Source organism: Bacillus sp. S3 (assembly GCF_005154805.1).
In the GTDB taxonomy this organism is placed as follows: domain Bacteria; phylum Bacillota; class Bacilli; order Bacillales; family Cytobacillaceae; genus Neobacillus.
Genome location: NZ_CP039727.1, coordinates 1,869,542 through 1,887,019 on the forward strand (window position 1 = coordinate 1,869,542; position 17,478 = coordinate 1,887,019).

The 17,478-nt window shown below is 41.5% G+C and carries 11 protein-coding genes; all 11 read left to right on the forward strand.

The genetic code is table 11. The annotated features are described in order from the left end of the window. Nucleotides 1-32: 32 nt before the first annotated feature. The 11 genes from smc to FAY30_RS09075 all read left to right on the forward strand — a co-directional run bounded on the left by smc (nt 33) and on the right by FAY30_RS09075 (nt 17,468). Nucleotides 33-3,599, forward strand: coding sequence for a chromosome segregation protein SMC (gene smc, locus FAY30_RS09025; RefSeq protein ID WP_149869563.1), 3,567 nt, complete (start codon nt 33-35; stop codon nt 3,597-3,599). A gap of 19 nt (nt 3,600-3,618) precedes the next feature. Further along, complete coding sequence (gene ftsY / locus FAY30_RS09030) at nt 3,619-4,605, forward strand: signal recognition particle-docking protein FtsY (RefSeq protein WP_149869564.1); 987 nt, start codon at nt 3,619-3,621, stop codon at nt 4,603-4,605. A gap of 223 nt (nt 4,606-4,828) precedes the next feature. Next, nucleotides 4,829-7,198: a DUF8725 domain-containing protein gene (locus FAY30_RS09035; RefSeq protein WP_149869565.1), complete on the forward strand. Its 2,370-nt coding sequence runs from the start codon at nt 4,829-4,831 to the stop codon at nt 7,196-7,198. Then, on the forward strand, nt 7,195-8,130 hold the full coding sequence (locus FAY30_RS09040) for an ABC transporter ATP-binding protein (RefSeq protein ID WP_149869566.1): 936 nt from the start codon (nt 7,195-7,197) through the stop codon (nt 8,128-8,130). The genes FAY30_RS09035 and FAY30_RS09040 overlap by 4 nt, the downstream gene beginning before the upstream one ends. After that, on the forward strand, nt 8,127-8,975 hold the full coding sequence (locus tag FAY30_RS09045; protein ID WP_149869567.1) for an ABC transporter permease: 849 nt from the start codon (nt 8,127-8,129) through the stop codon (nt 8,973-8,975). The genes FAY30_RS09040 and FAY30_RS09045 overlap by 4 nt, the downstream gene beginning before the upstream one ends. A 12-nt stretch (nt 8,976-8,987) precedes the next feature. Further along, nucleotides 8,988-10,562: a DUF8809 domain-containing protein gene (locus FAY30_RS09050; RefSeq protein ID WP_149869568.1), complete on the forward strand. Its 1,575-nt coding sequence runs from the start codon at nt 8,988-8,990 to the stop codon at nt 10,560-10,562. Between the two features lie 7 nt (nt 10,563-10,569). Continuing rightward, nucleotides 10,570-11,577 (forward strand): AAA family ATPase, encoded by a 1,008-nt coding sequence (locus FAY30_RS09055; RefSeq protein WP_149869569.1) that lies wholly within the window; start codon nt 10,570-10,572, stop codon nt 11,575-11,577. Next, complete coding sequence (locus FAY30_RS09060) at nt 11,574-12,443, forward strand: DUF58 domain-containing protein (protein ID WP_149869570.1); 870 nt, start codon at nt 11,574-11,576, stop codon at nt 12,441-12,443. The genes FAY30_RS09055 and FAY30_RS09060 overlap by 4 nt, the downstream gene beginning before the upstream one ends. 14 nt (nt 12,444-12,457) lie before the next feature. Continuing rightward, entirely contained in the window at nt 12,458-14,230 is a 1,773-nt protein-coding gene (locus tag FAY30_RS09065; RefSeq protein WP_190284853.1) for a vWA domain-containing protein, read from the forward strand. Next, the gene (locus FAY30_RS09070) at nt 14,214-17,018 is read left to right on the forward strand and encodes a VWA domain-containing protein (protein ID WP_149869572.1); all 2,805 of its coding nucleotides are present in this window, start codon (nt 14,214-14,216) and stop codon (nt 17,016-17,018) included. Before FAY30_RS09065 ends, FAY30_RS09070 begins: the two co-directional genes overlap by 17 nt. A gap of 117 nt (nt 17,019-17,135) precedes the next feature. Beyond that, nucleotides 17,136-17,468, forward strand: a complete 333-nt coding sequence (locus FAY30_RS09075) for a putative DNA-binding protein (protein ID WP_149872647.1) — start codon at nt 17,136-17,138, stop codon at nt 17,466-17,468. Nucleotides 17,469-17,478 lie beyond the last annotated feature (10 nt).

Consider the following 17,478-nt stretch of genomic DNA (forward strand, 5'->3'; position numbering starts at 1 on the left):
AAATCCTCGCGCAACATAGGGAGGATAAAGAAATGTTTTTAAAACGGTTGGACATTATCGGCTTTAAATCTTTCGCTGAACGTATTGAAGTTGATTTTGTTCCTGGAGTAACGGCTGTCGTAGGTCCGAATGGCAGTGGCAAAAGTAATATTACTGATGCCATTCGCTGGGTTTTGGGTGAACAGTCTGCAAAGTCTCTAAGAGGCAGTAAGATGGAAGATATCATTTTTGCCGGAAGCGATTCAAGAAGGGCCCTTAATTTTGCTGAAGTAACGCTTTCATTGGACAATACTGACCAAGGATTAGGAATTGATTTTAATGAGGTAAGTGTGACGAGAAGAGTTTCACGCTCGGGTGAAAGTGAATTTTTCATCAATAAACAGCCATGCCGGCTTAAGGACATTATCGATTTATTTATGGATTCAGGACTTGGCAGGGAAGCATTTTCGATTATTAGCCAAGGAAAGGTCGAAGAAATATTAAATAGCAAAGCAGAGGACCGCCGAACCATCTTTGAAGAGGCTGCCGGGGTGCTAAAATATAAAAACCGCAAGAAAAAAGCCGAGAGTAAACTATTTGAAACACAGGATAATTTAAACCGTGTGAATGATATTATACATGAGCTGGAAAGTCAAGTGGAGCCGCTGAAAATACAAGCATCCATGGCCAAGGACTTTTTGGAGAAGAAAGAGGAGCTAGAAAAAATAGAGGTTGCCCTAACGGTTTTTGAAATTGAAGACCTCCATCAGAAATGGGAACAACTTTCAAATCAGTTAGAGGAGCATCAACAGGAAGAGCTGAAGCTATCTTCAGAGCTTCAAGTGAAAGAAGCAAAAATTGTGGAAACAAGAGACAAGATTTCCGCATTAGATGAATCGATTACCGATTTGCAAAATGTCTTGCTGCATGCAAGTGAGGAACTTGAAAAGCTTGCAGGAAGAAAAGAAGTTTTAAAGGAACGGAAGAAAAATGCCGCCCAGAATAAAGATCAGTTAAAAGCGAATATTTCAGAACTGACAGAACGGATCAGCCAGCTGAAGAAAAATCGTGACTTGGCTGCTGAATCATTTAAAGCCCTGGGTGACCAAGTAAAAAAATTGCAATCAGGACTCAAAGAAAAACAGGAGAAACTGCAATTATTTACTGAAAATATCGAGGAAAAAATTGAAGGCTTGAAAGGTGAATATATTGAGCTGCTGAATGATCAGGCTGGAGCGAAAAATGAAATAAAATATATTGACCAGCAATTGGAGCAGCAGGAGCGCAAGAGTTCCCGCCTTGATGCAGAAAATGAAAAATATATCGATGAACGGCAAATTGCCCAATCGAAGAAGCAAGAAATTCTAGAAGCGTTAGGAGAAATAGGGCAGCAGTTAGCGGGTCAGGTCGTGGCCTTTCGTGAACAGCAGCGGAAGCTTGAATCCGTTAAAGACAACTACCAAAAACAAGAAAAGACTTTATATCAAGCATATCAAATTCTTCAGCAAGCGAAATCGAGAAAAGAATTGCTTGAGGAGATGGATGAAGACTATGCTGGTTTTTTCCAAGGGGTAAAAGAAGTTCTTAAGGCCCGAGGGAATAAGCTAGAGGGAATCGAAGGTGCCGTTGCTGAGCTTGTCACCGTGCCAAAAGAGTATGAAACGGCACTGGAAACAGCATTTGGCGGTGCGCTGCAGCATATTGTCGTTGATACTGAACAAAATGCCCGAACAGCGATTCAATATTTAAAACAGAATTCATATGGACGAGCGACCTTTTTACCATTAAGTGTTATCAAAGGAAGACCGTTAACCTCGGCACAGTTGTCAGCCATTCAAAATCATCCATCGTTAATTGGCCCGGCCGTCAATCTGGTTACGTTTGAGCAAAAGTATACTGAGGTCATGACAAACCTGCTAGGGAATGTTGTTGTAACAAAAGACCTTAAAGGGGCTAATGAATTAGCAAAAATTCTTCAGTACCGTGCAAGACTGGTGACATTAGATGGTGATCTTGTTAATCCGGGCGGTTCGATGACGGGCGGTGCGCTGAAACAGAAATCATCCTCCTTGCTAACGAGAAAAGGGGAGCTTGAAAATTTAAAGGAAAAGCTTGTGATGATGGAAGAAAAAACAGCGGGCTTGGAAAGTGCTGTTAAAACCGGAAAACATGAAGTGCAAAAGTCAGAGCAGAGACTTGATGAGATTCGGCAGGCAGGTGAGGAACTTAGACTCCGGGAGCAAACGGTGAAGGGAGATCTTCGCGAGGCAGAACTGCGTGAAAAGAATATTAATGACCGATTGGCAATTTATGATCTTGAAAAAGGCCAATTCTCGGAAGAAAAAGAAATGTTAATGAAGCGAAAGCTGGAATTATCAAAGGGAATCGAAACCTATGGGGTTACGATTGCTGAACTTGATGCGCAAATTATCAAATTAACTGAACAAAAGACAAATGATATGACCTCTAAAGAGACCCTTTTAAATGAAATAAATGAGTTAAAGGTTGAGTTTGCTTCTAAAAATGAACAATTTGCAAATGCAAACGATCGATTAGCCCTTATTAGCGAAGATCTCACGGAAAGCGAACAAAAGCTGACTATCTTTTCGGAAGACCTTGACTTGTTAACATCGGAAATGACAAACAGCTCATCAGGTGAAGAGCAAATTGAAGCAGCGGCTATAAAAAAACAACAGGACAAGGAAGCAACTTTACAGCTAATAACAACGAGAAGGCAAGAACGTTTATCCTTGCAAGATTTCTTGGAAAACCTGGAGCTGGAAACAAAAGAGTTAAAAAGGCTCCATAAAGGTATGGTTGTGGTCTTAAAGGATGAGGAAGTCAAAATTAACCGCTTAGATGTTGAACTAGAAAACCGACTTGGCCACTTAAGAGAAGAGTACCTTTTGTCGTTTGAAGGGGCTAAGGAACAGTATCCATTGACGGTTCCGGTAGAGGAAGCAGCGAAAAAGGTCAAATTAATCAAGCTTGCTATCGAGGAGCTTGGAAATGTCAACATTGGTGCAATTGAAGAATATGAACGTGTCTCTGAGCGCTATGAGTTTTTAAATGAACAAAAGACAGACCTCCAGCAAGCAAAAGATACCCTTTTCCAGGTGATAGAGGAAATGGACATAGAAATGAAGCGGCGCTTTGAACATACGTTTGAGGGAATTCGTGAATATTTTGAACCTACCTTTCGAACCCTTTTTGGCGGCGGAAGAGCTGATCTGGTTCTGACGGTCCCAGAGGATTTATTGAATACCGGTGTGGAAATTGTAGCCCAGCCGCCGGGTAAAAAGCTGCAAAACCTTGGTTTATTATCAGGCGGAGAGCGTGCATTAACAGCCATTGCTCTGTTATTTTCCATTTTAAAAGTACGTCCAGTCCCTTTCTGTATTCTTGATGAGGTCGAAGCGGCATTGGATGAAGCTAACGTCTACCGTTTCAGTCAATATTTAAAGCGCTATAGTGCGGAGACGCAATTTATTGTCATTACCCACCGTAAAGGGACAATGGAGGAAGCAGATGTTCTATACGGGATTACCATGCAGGAATCTGGTGTATCAAAACTTGTATCCGTCCGCTTAGAGGATACAAAGGAACTTGTTGAATCATAATCGATGAGGAAGTGAAATCATGAGTTTTTTTAAAAAATTGAAAGAAAAAATTACAAAACAGACGGATACTGTCACAGAGAAATTTAAGGAAGGTCTTACAAAAACAAGAGACAACTTTTCCGGAAAAGTAAACGACCTTGTTGCCAGGTATCGTAAAGTCGATGAAGATTTCTTCGAAGAATTAGAGGAAATTTTAATTCAGGCAGATGTGGGCTTTGATACGGTTATGCAGCTGATTGAAGAGCTTAAGATGGAGGTTAAACGCCGAAACATCCAAGACCCTGGGGAGGTCCAAAGTGTTATTTCTGAGAAGCTGGTTGAAATTTACAATGCAGGTGAGGGGCAATCCTCAAACTTGAACATACAGGAGGATGGCCTGACAGTCATATTATTTGTTGGGGTAAACGGTGTTGGAAAGACAACTACCATTGGGAAACTTGGACATAAGTTTAAGAGTGAAGGGAAGAAGGTTTTAATGGCCGCAGGTGATACCTTCCGTGCAGGGGCCATCGAACAACTGGAAGTCTGGGGCGATCGAGTGGGTGTCGAGGTAATTAAGCAGGCAGAAGGCTCAGACCCTGCAGCAGTCATGTATGATGCCATCCAAGCAGCTAAATCACGTCAAGCTGATATTCTACTGTGTGATACAGCGGGCCGTTTGCAAAATAAAGTGAACTTGATGAAAGAGCTTGAGAAGGTAAAGCGTGTGATTGAAAGGGAAATTCCGGATGCTCCTCATGAAGTCATCCTTGTCCTAGATGCAACAACTGGGCAAAATGCACTGATTCAGGCAAAGACCTTTAAAGAGGCGACCAACGTAAGCGGTATCGTATTATCTAAATTAGACGGAACGGCAAAAGGCGGTATCGTTCTTGCCATCCGTAACGAACTGAAAATCCCGGTCAAATTCGTCGGTCTTGGTGAAAAGATGGATGACCTGCAAGAATTTGATGCTGAAAAATACGTATACGGATTGTTTGCTGACCAAGTAGAGAAAAGTGAATAATACAGAGATAGAATCATTCAAACAGCAGCGATGTAGCTGCTGTTTTTTTCGCATATCTAAAAAAATATTGCATTTATTTGCCAAAAGTGTAAAATTACACAAAAGGATATATGGAAAGGATGGGTAGGATAATTTGATGTTTTTTTTGAATATTGTAGTGTAATAGACAAGCTTTTACGTCTATTAAATAGACAGATCTGAGAGGTTTTTAGGGGGAATCTTTTTGTTAAAGAAAAGGCTGTGTTTTATTTTACTCATGTGTGTGTTTTTCTTGTGTCAAGCAGCAGTTCCAGCTGAAGCAGAAGCTGGTTTTATTAAAATTTCTGTCAAAGAAGGATTCGATGGAAAAGTGAAAAGCGACCGCGGCTTTCCTGTTCAAGTAATGGTTGAAAATAGCGGAGCAGATTTCACCGGTGATCTTCTTTTCAATTTTGCTTCAACATATAATTCCAGCGGGGCAAAGATATTGTCCATTGATGTACCAAAGGGAAGCAAAAAAACTTATACGATGTCATTACCAGGTTTTTCAGAAGAATATTTCAATAATTGGCAAATAAAGCAGACGATCTTTTTATATAAAGGCAGCTGGAAAGATGGGAATGAGCAAGCCTTCGCCGGAGATAAAATCCTAAAGCCCAAATATCTGGATCCGGATGGCAGAACATTAGGGATGTTAAGTGAGAATGCCGACCGTTTAAAAGAATTAAAGGTGATGGCAACAACAAATCATCTTGAATCAATCGTATTAACTGAAGAGATGATTCCTGAAGACGAACTAGGCTTAGCATTGTTTGATTACATATTAATTGATGAGTTTAGCGTTTCTAAACTGAAAAAATCACAACAGCAAGCAATCCTCAAGTGGATTCAAAATGGCGGGATATTGATTGCCGGTGCTGCGCCTGATGCAGCGGGTTCTTATGGCAGCCTTTACGAGGAATTGCCAATGAAATCTAATAAAGAGGAACTCGCAGATACAAAAATGTTCCAAGTGGCGTCGGCACAACCGGCATTTCCGAACATTCCAGTATTTATTGGCGAGTTGGATCGGGGAGCGGAAGTCGCACTCAAAAGCGGCGAGATACCAATGGTTGTTCATAAAGGATACGGTGCCGGAGAAATATGGCAGACGGCCTTTTCGTTAGGTGATGAACCACTCTCTTCCTGGAACGAATATGGTCAATGGTTTGCTTTAAGTCCGATTCTAAATACGGTCACCCCGGTTCAATTTCAAAAAGGCGGCCCAAATCGCTATGACATGTTGTTTAATGAATTTGCCGAAATGAATGAATACTTTGCGGGATCACAATTTTCCGTTGGGCAAATCAGCCTGTTCCTGTTCATTTATCTCATGGTACTCGCACCGTTATTGTATTTCATGTTAAAAAGACTGGATAAACGGGAGCATGCTTGGTGGATTATTGCCGCTGTTGCCCTTGTTTCCTCAGTAGGAATCTTTGCAATTGGGGCAAAAGACAGAATCGCTAACCCGCAGATGAACCAAACCGGCATCTATAGGGCAGATCATGGTCAGTTAAATGGTTATGAGGCTTTTAGCTTTCTTTCGAATACAAGCGGCGATTATGACCTGAATTTTTCGCAAGGAACCTTCAACGGTGTGCCGGGGTCATCTTCCATTGCAGTGGAGGATGGAAAGCGATATGCCGTATTGGAAAATAGCAGAAACGCTAATCGTGTCACTTTTCCAAATGTCGAATATTGGTCTTTAAGAACCTTTTATGGCCAGGCTTCAAAGAAAGATGCCGGCCAATTTGAGATAAAACTAACCAATGAAAATAAGAAGTTAACAGGGAATATTATCAATCATTTTCCCTATGACTTTGAAGAGTTGACTATATGGTCGGGCAGCAAAAAGATTGAGCTTGGCCCGTTGAAAAGCGGGGAGAGTCTTACGGTAAATAAAACATTGGAGCAGGATTATCTAGCCGGACCGTATAGTCAGGGGAATTCCTACCAGATGCCAAGTTCTCCGCAAGATGTGGATAAAATAAAAAGGGAAAGAATGGAATCCGGTGCAGTGGAATTTTTATATGACGATTCCCAAACAGAAAATCAGCCTATTCTTTATGGCTATACAAAGGATTCTGTTATTAAAGCTGATTTAAAAGGAAAGAACGCGGTTAAGAATGGATTAACGCTAATCTATCAATCCTTAGATATCCAAACAAACATTAGCGGCTCTTTCACCATTAAGGATGATATGTTTCGAAACTATATCAACACCATCCGCGGCGGTGTGTTCAATGAAATGACAGGAACCCGCAACGAAAAGGAACTTGATGACGGCGAATATGACTATGTTTTGGAGCTTCCGAAGCAGCTGATGAACGGAAAAGCGAGTTTTCAAGAACTTGATATTACTTGGTATGGCGGGAATGTTACGTATTCACTCCTAAATCATACAACGGGAACCTTTTTGCCTTTACCTGATTCCCATACAACCATCAAGGAACAACTCGATCAATATATATCGGAGGACGGGACAATTACTATCAAATTGATAAAAACCGGACAAGGTGACCCTCTCGTCAGGATGCCGGCGCTTGCGATAAAGGGGGGAATCAGCTCATGATTGAAATTATTAACTTAACGAAAAGGTATGGAAAATTTACCGCGCTTGATTCTTTAAATCTTACTATTGACAAAGGCTCCGTGTTTGGTTTTGTCGGTCAAAATGGTGCCGGGAAATCGACGACCTTTTCGATATTAGCAACATTGCTTTCCCCAAGCTCCGGAACGGCTTATATTAATGGCTATAATATTTCGAAAGAGCCGAAAGCTGTCCGTAGTCAAATTGGCTATATGCCTGATTTCTTCGGTGTTTACGATCAATTAAAGGCCGTTGAGTATTTGGATTTTTACGGTGCAAGTTATGGAATCAGCCAGAGCGAAAGAAAGAAATTAATCCCTCAGCTTCTTGAATTAGTTAATTTGACACATAAACAGGATTCGTATGTTGACGTCCTTTCGAGAGGAATGAAGCAAAGACTTTGCCTGGCAAGATCATTGATTCATGATCCCGAGGTCCTGATACTAGATGAGCCTGCCTCTGGCCTTGATCCGAGGGCACGGGTTGAAATGAGAGAAATCCTGAAAGAATTAAAGAATATGGGCAAAACGATTTTAATATCTTCACATATCCTGCCAGAACTTGCAGAAATGTGTGATGTAATTGGGATTATTGACCAAGGACGATTGGTGGCAGAGGGCTCTGTCACTGAAATTCAACAACGCCTTCAAGGGGAGAAGTTAATTATTGTCAGGCTGTATCGTGAGTGGGAAAAAGCGGTGCTTTTCTTCGAGGATCAACCGCATGTGAGTCAAGTAGCAAGAAGGGATGACGGGGAATCGCTCCAATTCATGTTTGGCGGAAATGTGGAAGAGCAGGTACTGCTGTTGAAAGCAGCCCTGTCACACGATATCCCTATTATCAGTTTTTCAGAAACTGAAACAAACCTTGAGGATGTATTTATGGAGATTACGAAAGGAGTGGAACTATCGTGAGAAATCTTTTCCTCAATCCTGTTTTAAATAAGGAATTTAAGCTGAGGTTCCGCTCTTTTAAAAGTTTTCTCGGTTTAGCTTTTTATTTATTGGCACTCTCCATCCTAATCATTGGGTTTATCTATTTACAAACTCAAAACTCACCGATGGGGCTGTTCCGTCCGGATCAAAGCAGGGAGATGTTTATGCTGCTGACTTTTATCCAAATGGGGTTAATTCTATTTATTACACCCGGTTTAACCGCAGGGGTCATTAGCGGGGAAAGGGAGAAGCAAACATTAAATATTTTATTAACCACAAATCAGAGTTCCACCAGTATTATTCTTGGGAAGTTAATTTCATCAGTTTCATTTTTATTATTGATGATTGTCGCTAGCATGCCGATATACAGCATAGTCTTCTTGTTTGGCGGAATTTCACCCGGACAAGTCGTAACGATTCTTGGCTTTTATATTTTTACGATCCTTGTCTATGGCAGCATCGGCATCTTTCTCTCCACACTGGTTCGAAAGACGATTATTGCGATGGTAAGTACGTATGGTGTTACTTTATTCTTAACAGCCGGAACGGCTTTCCTGTTCACGGTTACGATGTCTGTCAATCAAATGGGGATCACGGCTAATAACCCGATCCCATACTTCTTTGTTATGCTGAATCCGCTCATGATTCTGTTTGGTATTCTGGAACCGACTGCTTTCATCGAATTGTCCAGTCAAGCAGGGATGGGAATCCATTTCCCATTATGGGCAGCCTATTTGATTTCGTATACCATCATCTTTCTTATTATGATTTTTGTTAGTATTCGAAAACTCCGTCCAAATATGAAAGTTAAATCAAATGGATAAGGATTGAGGCAGATGGAGGATAAACAGCTTTATTTTCAGCTGCTAAAGCCAATACGAAGGCAGTTGTTACGAAATAGAATCATTACCGAGCTTCATTACTGGCTGCTAACTGTTTTGGCTTTCTCGGTTCTCATTTTATCCGCGGCACGAATAGTTGTCATCCCTTACTATCATGAAATGATTTGGTATGGCGGTTTCTTCATGCTTCTTGTATTTGTCTTTCGTTGTTGGCGGTCCCAGCCGGGATATAGGGAGGCGGCAAGTCTTTTTAATGACTATATACCGGATGACCGTGTAATCACAGCCTTTTCGTTTATAGACGATGATGGCATGCTGCAGAAATTGCAGCTTGCCGAAGCACTCACTTTTATGAAGAAAGAACAGCATCATGTTTTATCAAGGAAAAAACATGAGGTTAGGCCCAAATGGCTTTTGATGGCTGTACTGCTGTTAGGTCTGGCAATCCTTCTTCAGTATTTTCCAAATCAAAACCTGCAATTGGCTGTGGTCAAAGAAACGGAATCGAAAATAGTAAAGAAGGCCGTAAAGAAACTGGGAGAAAAGATTGATAAAGAAAAGAACGAGGAAAAGAAAAAAGCTCTCCAACAGGCGCAGGAGATCATTGCCAAGAGTCCTGAACTCAAGAAAGCAGTTGAGGAATTGGAAAAGCAAAAAAAGGAACTTGAATTAAAAGCACTGAAGCAAAAAGAACAACTGGAAAAGCTTCATTCATTGCAGCAAGAATTAAAAAATATGGATGTAAGTCAATTGGCAGCTGCACTTAATGAGGAGGATATGAAAAAAATTAAAAAGGAACTTGAACGGTTTAACCAAAAATTTGATTCCTTGTCTGAAAGCGAGAAGCAGGCATTCAGCAAGCTCTCGGGTTTGAACCGCCAGCTTTCTGAAAAAGAATTAGCTGAATTGACAAAGAAGATATCTGAAGCTTTAAACTCGGAAAATGTAATGAATCAGCTTGCTGATGCACAAGCGGCCCTTGGAGAAGCAGCAGAAAGTCTGCAAACTGAAATGCTTAGAAACGGATTGCAGCCCCAACAAGTAGCCCTTAATTCCCCCACCCAGTCTAATGGAGGTCAGACAAACAAGCAAAATGGCAAAAACGGCAGCTCTAAAACAGGCTCACAAGGTGGAGGTCAAGGAAAGCAATCAGCCGGAAATGGCTCACAAGGAATTGGCAATGCCACAGGAAGTGGAAATGGATCAGGCCAGGGCACTGGCAGTGGGAATGGCAATGGATCAGGTCAGGGTACAGGAAGCGGAAAGGGAACAGGGTCCGGAAGTGGTGCCGGACTCGGGCAGGGTTCGCGCCAGCTTCTTACGATTCCGGAGAAAGCAGCCGGTAAAGACAATCTTGAGACAGATACAGGTGCCATTGGCAATGGCAGCCCCTCGGAACAGTATGAGGGAAATGGGCCTATTTTAAAAGGCCAGCTTCGCTCCTATCAAGAAGTATACGGAACCTATGCAGAAGCCTATCGAAATAGTACCGATCGGGTAAAGCTGCCTTCTGATTTAGAAGAAATCGTTAAAAACTATTTTTTATTGCTTGATCCGAATAAGGAGTGACAGACAATTGTCCCAATTAAAAGAGAAAGAAAATCAATTTATTTCGGCAGCACAACAGCTAAAAATGGTAAAAGAAGAGTTACAGAATTTTATCGTTGGTCAAGAGGAAGTGATTGATCAAGTACTGTGGAGTATTTTTTCGGGCGGACATGCGTTATTAGAGGGGCTGCCGGGCCTTGGAAAAACCATGCTGGTCCGCTCAATTTCAGCCTGCCTGGATTTATCATTTAATCGGATTCAATTCACGCCGGATTTAATGCCGTCAGATATTACCGGCACGATGATTCTGCAGCCGGGATTAGACGGCAGGCAGGAGTTTGTTTTTCATGAGGGGCCATTGTTTGGCCATATTATTTTGGCCGATGAAATTAATCGGGCCACGCCAAAGACCCAAAGTTCCCTGTTAGAGGCGATGGCGGAGCAGACGGTAACGGTGATGGGCACTACTAAACAGCTTTCCAAGCCATTTTTTGTGCTGGCTACCCAGAACCCGATTGATATGGAAGGCACCTATCCGCTCCCTGAGGCGCAAATGGACCGTTTTATTTGTAAAATACAAGTGGATTATCCAACAAAAGCGGAACTAAAAGAGATTGCTTTACGAACAACAGGTATTGCGGTGCCGCAATTAAAGAAAATTTTAAGCGCCTCCGACGTATTAGCCTTGCAGCAGCTTTCAAAGGAAATATTAGTCTCAGATGATTTGTTAAATATTGCGGTCTCCATCATAGATGCGACTAACCCTGCTTCGGGAGATGCCCCTGAAAGGGTTAAACAATACGTTCAATTCGGCAGCGGGCCGAGAGGATTACAGGGTCTGATTCAAATGGCAAAAACGAGAGCATTATTTGCCGGAAGATTCCATATTTCTATGGGAGACTTAAAACAGACAGCCATCCCGGTTTTAAGACACCGTTTATTATTGAATTTTGAGGGAGAAGCAAACGGTGTGACAGCAGACGACTTGATTAAAGATGTATTGGAACAAGCAGGAAAGGCAGAACGTCAAGTATGACAGCTCATATGCACTCCATGCTTGCAAGACTGGCGAAACTGAGATTGATGGCAAAGACACGAAGGCTTGGCGCTCATAAAGGAAGAAGACAGGCGAATAAGTTTGGAACTTCACTTGAATTTTCGGATTATCGACTTTATCAGCCTGGGGATGATGTCCGGCAAATTGACTGGAATATTTATGGCAGGACGCACAAGCATTATATCAAAAGGTTTTTAGATGAACAGGAATTAGCGATAACGGTCTTTTTAGATGTCTCTGGTTCAATGCAGGCAATAGAAACAAAGTGGGCTCGGGCAAAAGAACTTGCAGCCTCCTTTAGCTTTATTGCCCTATCAGGTGAAGACCGCTTGTCGTTTGTCCCGGTTTCTTCGGAGCCATTTGTAAAGGTTAGCAGAAAAGGGTCCGTGTACGCAAAGAAAGTGTTTTTTGATATTCTTCAGTTCCCATTGCATGAGGGTTCCGGAACATTTACCGAAAACCTTCACAAAAATTCGTTAAAGAATAACCAGCTGGCCATTCTCATTACGGACGGCCTTGAGCCGCTTGAGTCCTTTGAGTCATTATTCCGTTCCATCGCCGCTAGAAAACAAGAAGTTACATTGATCCAATTATTAAGCAGGGACGAATTAAATCCGATTTATACAGGGGATGTAAAGCTGATTGATAGTGAATCAAAAGAAAGTGTACAGGTATCAATGAATGAATTTATCTTAGGAAACTATCAAAGGCAATTGAACATGCATAATCACAAACTTGAACTTTTATGCCGCCGGTTCGGCTTCAGTTATCTAATGACAACAGATCATGCTGACCTCCCAGCGTTTTTATTTCATGAGTGTTCCGCGAAAAGGATGCTTTATTAACAGAGGTGATTGAAATGTATTTTGCTAACCCATTGTTTTTTCTACTCGTCATTTTCGTCGCCTTTGTTGTGTTATTATATTTTTTTCGGAAACAGTATAAGGAAATTATTAATCCTTCAAATCTCCTATGGCAGCAGGCAATGAATGAGTGGAAAGCATCACCGTGGATTCAAAAATTACAGCAAAATCTCATCTTTTGGCTGCAAATCGCGGCCCTTATATTGTTAATGCTTGCTTTAACAAAGCCGATCTGGCACTCGAAGGGGGTTAGGGGAGATCAGCTTATTTGGATTGTTGATACATCAGCAACTATGTCAGCACAAAAAGGTGACAAGCCGCTCTTTGAACAGTCAAAGCAAGAGATGAAACAGATGGCTAAACGGTTAAATAATCAGGAAGTGACCATCATTATTGCTGGAACTAAACCCAAAATAGTATTGAACCGGGAAACAAATCCAAATGTCATTCTTAAGATGATTGATGAGCTGCAAGTAACCTATGAACATGAAAATATCAAAAAGAGTGTGAAGCTCTCGGAATCACTTATTTCACAGCAGAATACGGTCATCCATCTATTTTCAGATGCGATAAAGAAGGAGGACCTTGCTGAAGTAAAAGAACATGGTTCATATGAAATCCATAATGCAAAGGGGGTTCAAGATAATATCGCGATTCTTTCATTTGGGGTCGCGGGAAAGGACAATCGAATTTCCGGCCTCGCAGTAGTAGAAAATCAAATGGAAGAGTCGAAAACAATCCCATTTGTCATCACAAGTGAAAATCAAACAATCTTTCAGCAAGAGGTAACCATTCCTCCCGGTAAACAAGTGGTAATTAATATGCCTGACCTGCCGCTGCACAGGTTTTATCAAGCGGAGATCAAATCCGGGGACCATTATATCGCTGATAACGAACTAACCGCAGTGTACAGTAACTTAAATCCAAACGTTTATGCACTGGGGGAAATAAATCCTTTTTTCATAAAAGCACTGGAAACGTTGGGCATCCATGCGATGCAGCGAGATCAAAACAATGCTGCGGGATTAATAGAAGGCGGGATTATTCTTGCGGAAGGGCTTCCGGTTGATGAGTTGCCGAAATTGCCGGTGATATATGTCAATAAATCAGGCGAACCAATTGAGCTAAAGGAGCCGATTCAAAGCACTAATTCAAGTCTCACTGAATTCGTAGATATGGAAAAAACATACATAAAATATGCTGTTATGCCAATAAAGGGGGAATGGGAAACGATTGTAACCAGCGGCAATCACCCGTTAATTCAAACAGGAACAAGACAAGGACAGCCGATCATTATTTTTAACTTCGCACTTGAGAATACGGATTGGCCGCTGCATCCTGGTTTTCCGATCTTTCTTTATAACAGCTATCAGTGGTTATCAACCCAATCAGGATTTCTAGGCTACTTTCAGCCAGGGGAGGAAAAGTGGCTCCAGCTTGAAAATCATCAAGCGGGGATGGAAATTTTTAATGCTTCGGGAAAAAGTTTATCCACCCTGGACCTAGCTAGTGAGAATTTTAAAGCCCCATATAAACCGGGAATCTATCAAGCTATATCAGGAGGTCAAGTCTATTATTTTTCTGTTCTTCTTGATGATCGTGAAAAAAGACCGCATTCGGAAGCTTCATTTATTTTGAAGGATCCGAAGGAGAATAAAAAAGAGCTTACATTGAAATCGAATGAATCGTTGTGGATTTGGCTGACGGCAGTGGTTCTGCTCTTGCTCATTGCAGAATGGGAGGTATTTAGACGTGGGTTTAGAGCTTAAGTACCCAATTCTTCTCATTTTATTGCTCCCGGTTTTTTTCTTAATGACTCTTTATTTTAGACAAATGAGAAAATCATTCACTCCGGAAAAGCTGTGGATTGGCTGTCTGAGGACCCTGTTATTTTTCTTACTTGTTTTTGCTCTTACAATTCCGCAACTATTGCTGCCTATCAAGGAGGAATCGATCATTTTTCTCGTTGACCGATCGGCAAGTTTCGAAAATGTAGAAGATGATGCGCTCGGGTGGCTTGATGACAGCCTTCTTGCGAAAAAGGAAAACCAATCCTTCGCCATTGCCTCGTTTGCAGATGGAGCGATGGTCGAACAATCGCTTACAACAAAAAAAACAACAGCAGTACCTTTTAGTGGGAAGATGAAAACGGGAGAAACAAATCTGGAAGAAGGAATTGGATTTGCTGCCTCGATGTTCAAAAAGGGACGAGGCGGAAGAATTGTGTTATTAACTGATGGTAATGAGACAACGGGTACCAGTAAAGATGCGGCAAGGCTGATAAAAAATCAAAACCTTGAGGTGGATTATGTCCATTTTAAGCAAAAGTTTCGCGAGGATATGGCTCTTACAAAGCTGGAAGTTCCCCCTGCAATCTACGAAGGTGAAAAAGCAAACATCACATTATCGATTGTAAGTAATAGTGAAAAAAAAGCCAATGTAAGGATTTCGTTAAATGATAAAGATATTCTTCACGAGCAGGTAACCGTAAAAGAAGGTCAAAATGAATTTTCATTTACAAATATTGCATCTGAGACAGGCATGGCGATTTATAAGGCTGAAATTGCGGCTGACAAGGATACTTTTATCGAAAATAATTCTCTTTATGCGGTAACAAATGTAAAAGGAACACCAAGAGTGTTAGTTGTTCAGGGCAATCAGGAAGATCCAGTGGCAGATATTCTGCAATCCTCTGGGTTAAGGGTTGATAGGCTGAACCCTGAGAAGCTTCCAACAACCTTAGCTGGTTTTTTACAGTATCAGTCCATTATTTTTAATAATGTTCCGGGCATAAAGGTCAGTGAACAGCAAATGAATTTGATTGAAAAAGCAGTCAAGGAATTTGGAACTGGTTTTGTCATGCTGGGCGGTGAGGATAGCTTTGGCCTCGGTGGTTATTTTAAGACACCAATTGAGAAATTACTGCCCGTTGATATGGATATAAAGGGAAAGAATGAGATGCCATCACTTGGATTAATGATAGTCATTGACCGTTCCGGCAGTATGAGCGGGAATAAACTGACCTTGGCGAAGGAGGCTGCGGCCCGTTCCGTCGATTTATTGCGAGAAAAAGATACCCTCGGCTTTATTGCTTTTGATGACCGCCCATGGGTGATTGTCGAAACCGCCCCGCTCAAAAACAAAAAAAAGGTAATGGAACAAATCCGTTCTGTTTCTGTCGGCGGTGGAACAAACATTTATCCTTCACTAGAAAAGGCTTATCAAGAGTTAAAAGATTTAAAGCTGCAACGAAAGCACATAATTTTGTTAACGGATGGGCAGTCAGCTGCAGGCGGAGACTATCAAGCTCTGATTGAAGAAGGAAAAAAGAATAACGTTACATTGTCAACCGTCGCTCTCGGAAGTGACGCCGACCGAAACCTTTTAGAAGGGCTTGCAGGACAAGGAAGCGGACGGTTTTATGATGTCACGGATGCATCTGTCATTCCCAGCATCCTCTCGAGGGAAACGGTCATGACAACAAGAACCTATATTGAGGACAAACCGTTTTACCCTGCCGTACAGCCATATCCAAAGTGGACACCCATGTTTGAAAAGGGTATCCCAAAAATGAATGCCTATATCGCGGTAACAGCGAAAAACAGAGCGAAATTGCCATTGATAAGTGAGAAAAAGGATCCTATTTTGGCTGAATGGCAATATGGTTTGGGTACCACACTTGCCTTTACCTCCGATATGACAGGAAAATGGTCAGGAGATTGGTCAAAATGGGACAACTGGCCGCAATTTATTAATATGCTTGCCGCCGAATCACTGCCGCAATATGACAGTGAACCGTTCCGATTAACCGTGGAAAAAGAGAATGGCAATACGATAGTCCGCTTAAAAGCGGCAGACGGTCAATTTTTACCCCTTGATGTATCAGTTGTCTCGCAAAATGGTTCGGTAATGGATACAAATGCTAAGCCGGTTGCACCAGGAGAATTTGAAGTGACTTTCCCCAATAATCCCGGGATGTATTTTTTACGGGTGAAACAAACAGCTGGGGATGGGCGTGACCAATTGTTCCAAACGGGGTTCACTGTCCCTTATTCGGAAGAATTTTTGTTAAAGGGGACGAATAAGGAGCTGCTAAAAGAACTGGCCGCAATCACCGGAGGTAAAGAATTAAAAACGGCGAAAGAAGCATTCAGGCCTTTAAAGGATAGGCAAAAAAAGAAAGAGTCCATCAGCCAGCAGCTATTATTAGCAGCCTTCCTGCTGCTTGTGCTTGAAATTATGATTAGAAGATTAGGTTTTCAGCCATTTTATTTCTTCGTCCGGCTTTTCCGGAAACCACTAAAGAATGTTGAGGAAGGGCGGACAACAGCTCTTCACCAGCTTACTAAAGCTAAAGAAAAAAATAAGTCAAGTACGGAGAAACCAAGGAAAATAATTAAGGATCAATGGAACGAAGAAACAACAAATGGAGACCAGCCAAAACAAGAACAAAACCTTTTAAATCATAGAAAGAGAAACATACAAAAAGTCAGCCAATTAGAAAAAGAAGACAGGATGAAACGGCTGCTCGAAGCGAAGAAAAGAAAAAATCTCTGAGAAATCCGCTTTTCGTTATTGTAAAGATATTTTCTTGACAGAAAGGGTAAGATTGTATAAACTTACTTTCGTAAAGGCTTTTCACTTAACAATGGCATTGGAGGGAATCTGGGCATGATGCTTGAAAAGACAACGCGAATGAACTTTCTTTATGATTTCTATTATTCGTTGTTAACGCCAAAGCAGCAAAGCTATATGTCTCTCTATTACTTAGATGATTACTCATTGGGTGAAATTGCCGAAGAGTATGATGTAAGCCGTCAGGCCGTTTATGATAATATAAAGCGGACGGAAGCGATGCTCGAGGAATATGAGGAAAAGCTGTTATTATTTCAGAAATTTCAAGAGCGTTCAAAACTAATAAGGCAAGTGAAGGAATTACTTCAAGAGGAGAACCCTTCAAAACAGGCAATGTTAGATATGGTTACTGAGCTTGAGAAATTAGATTAGGAGGCGGCAT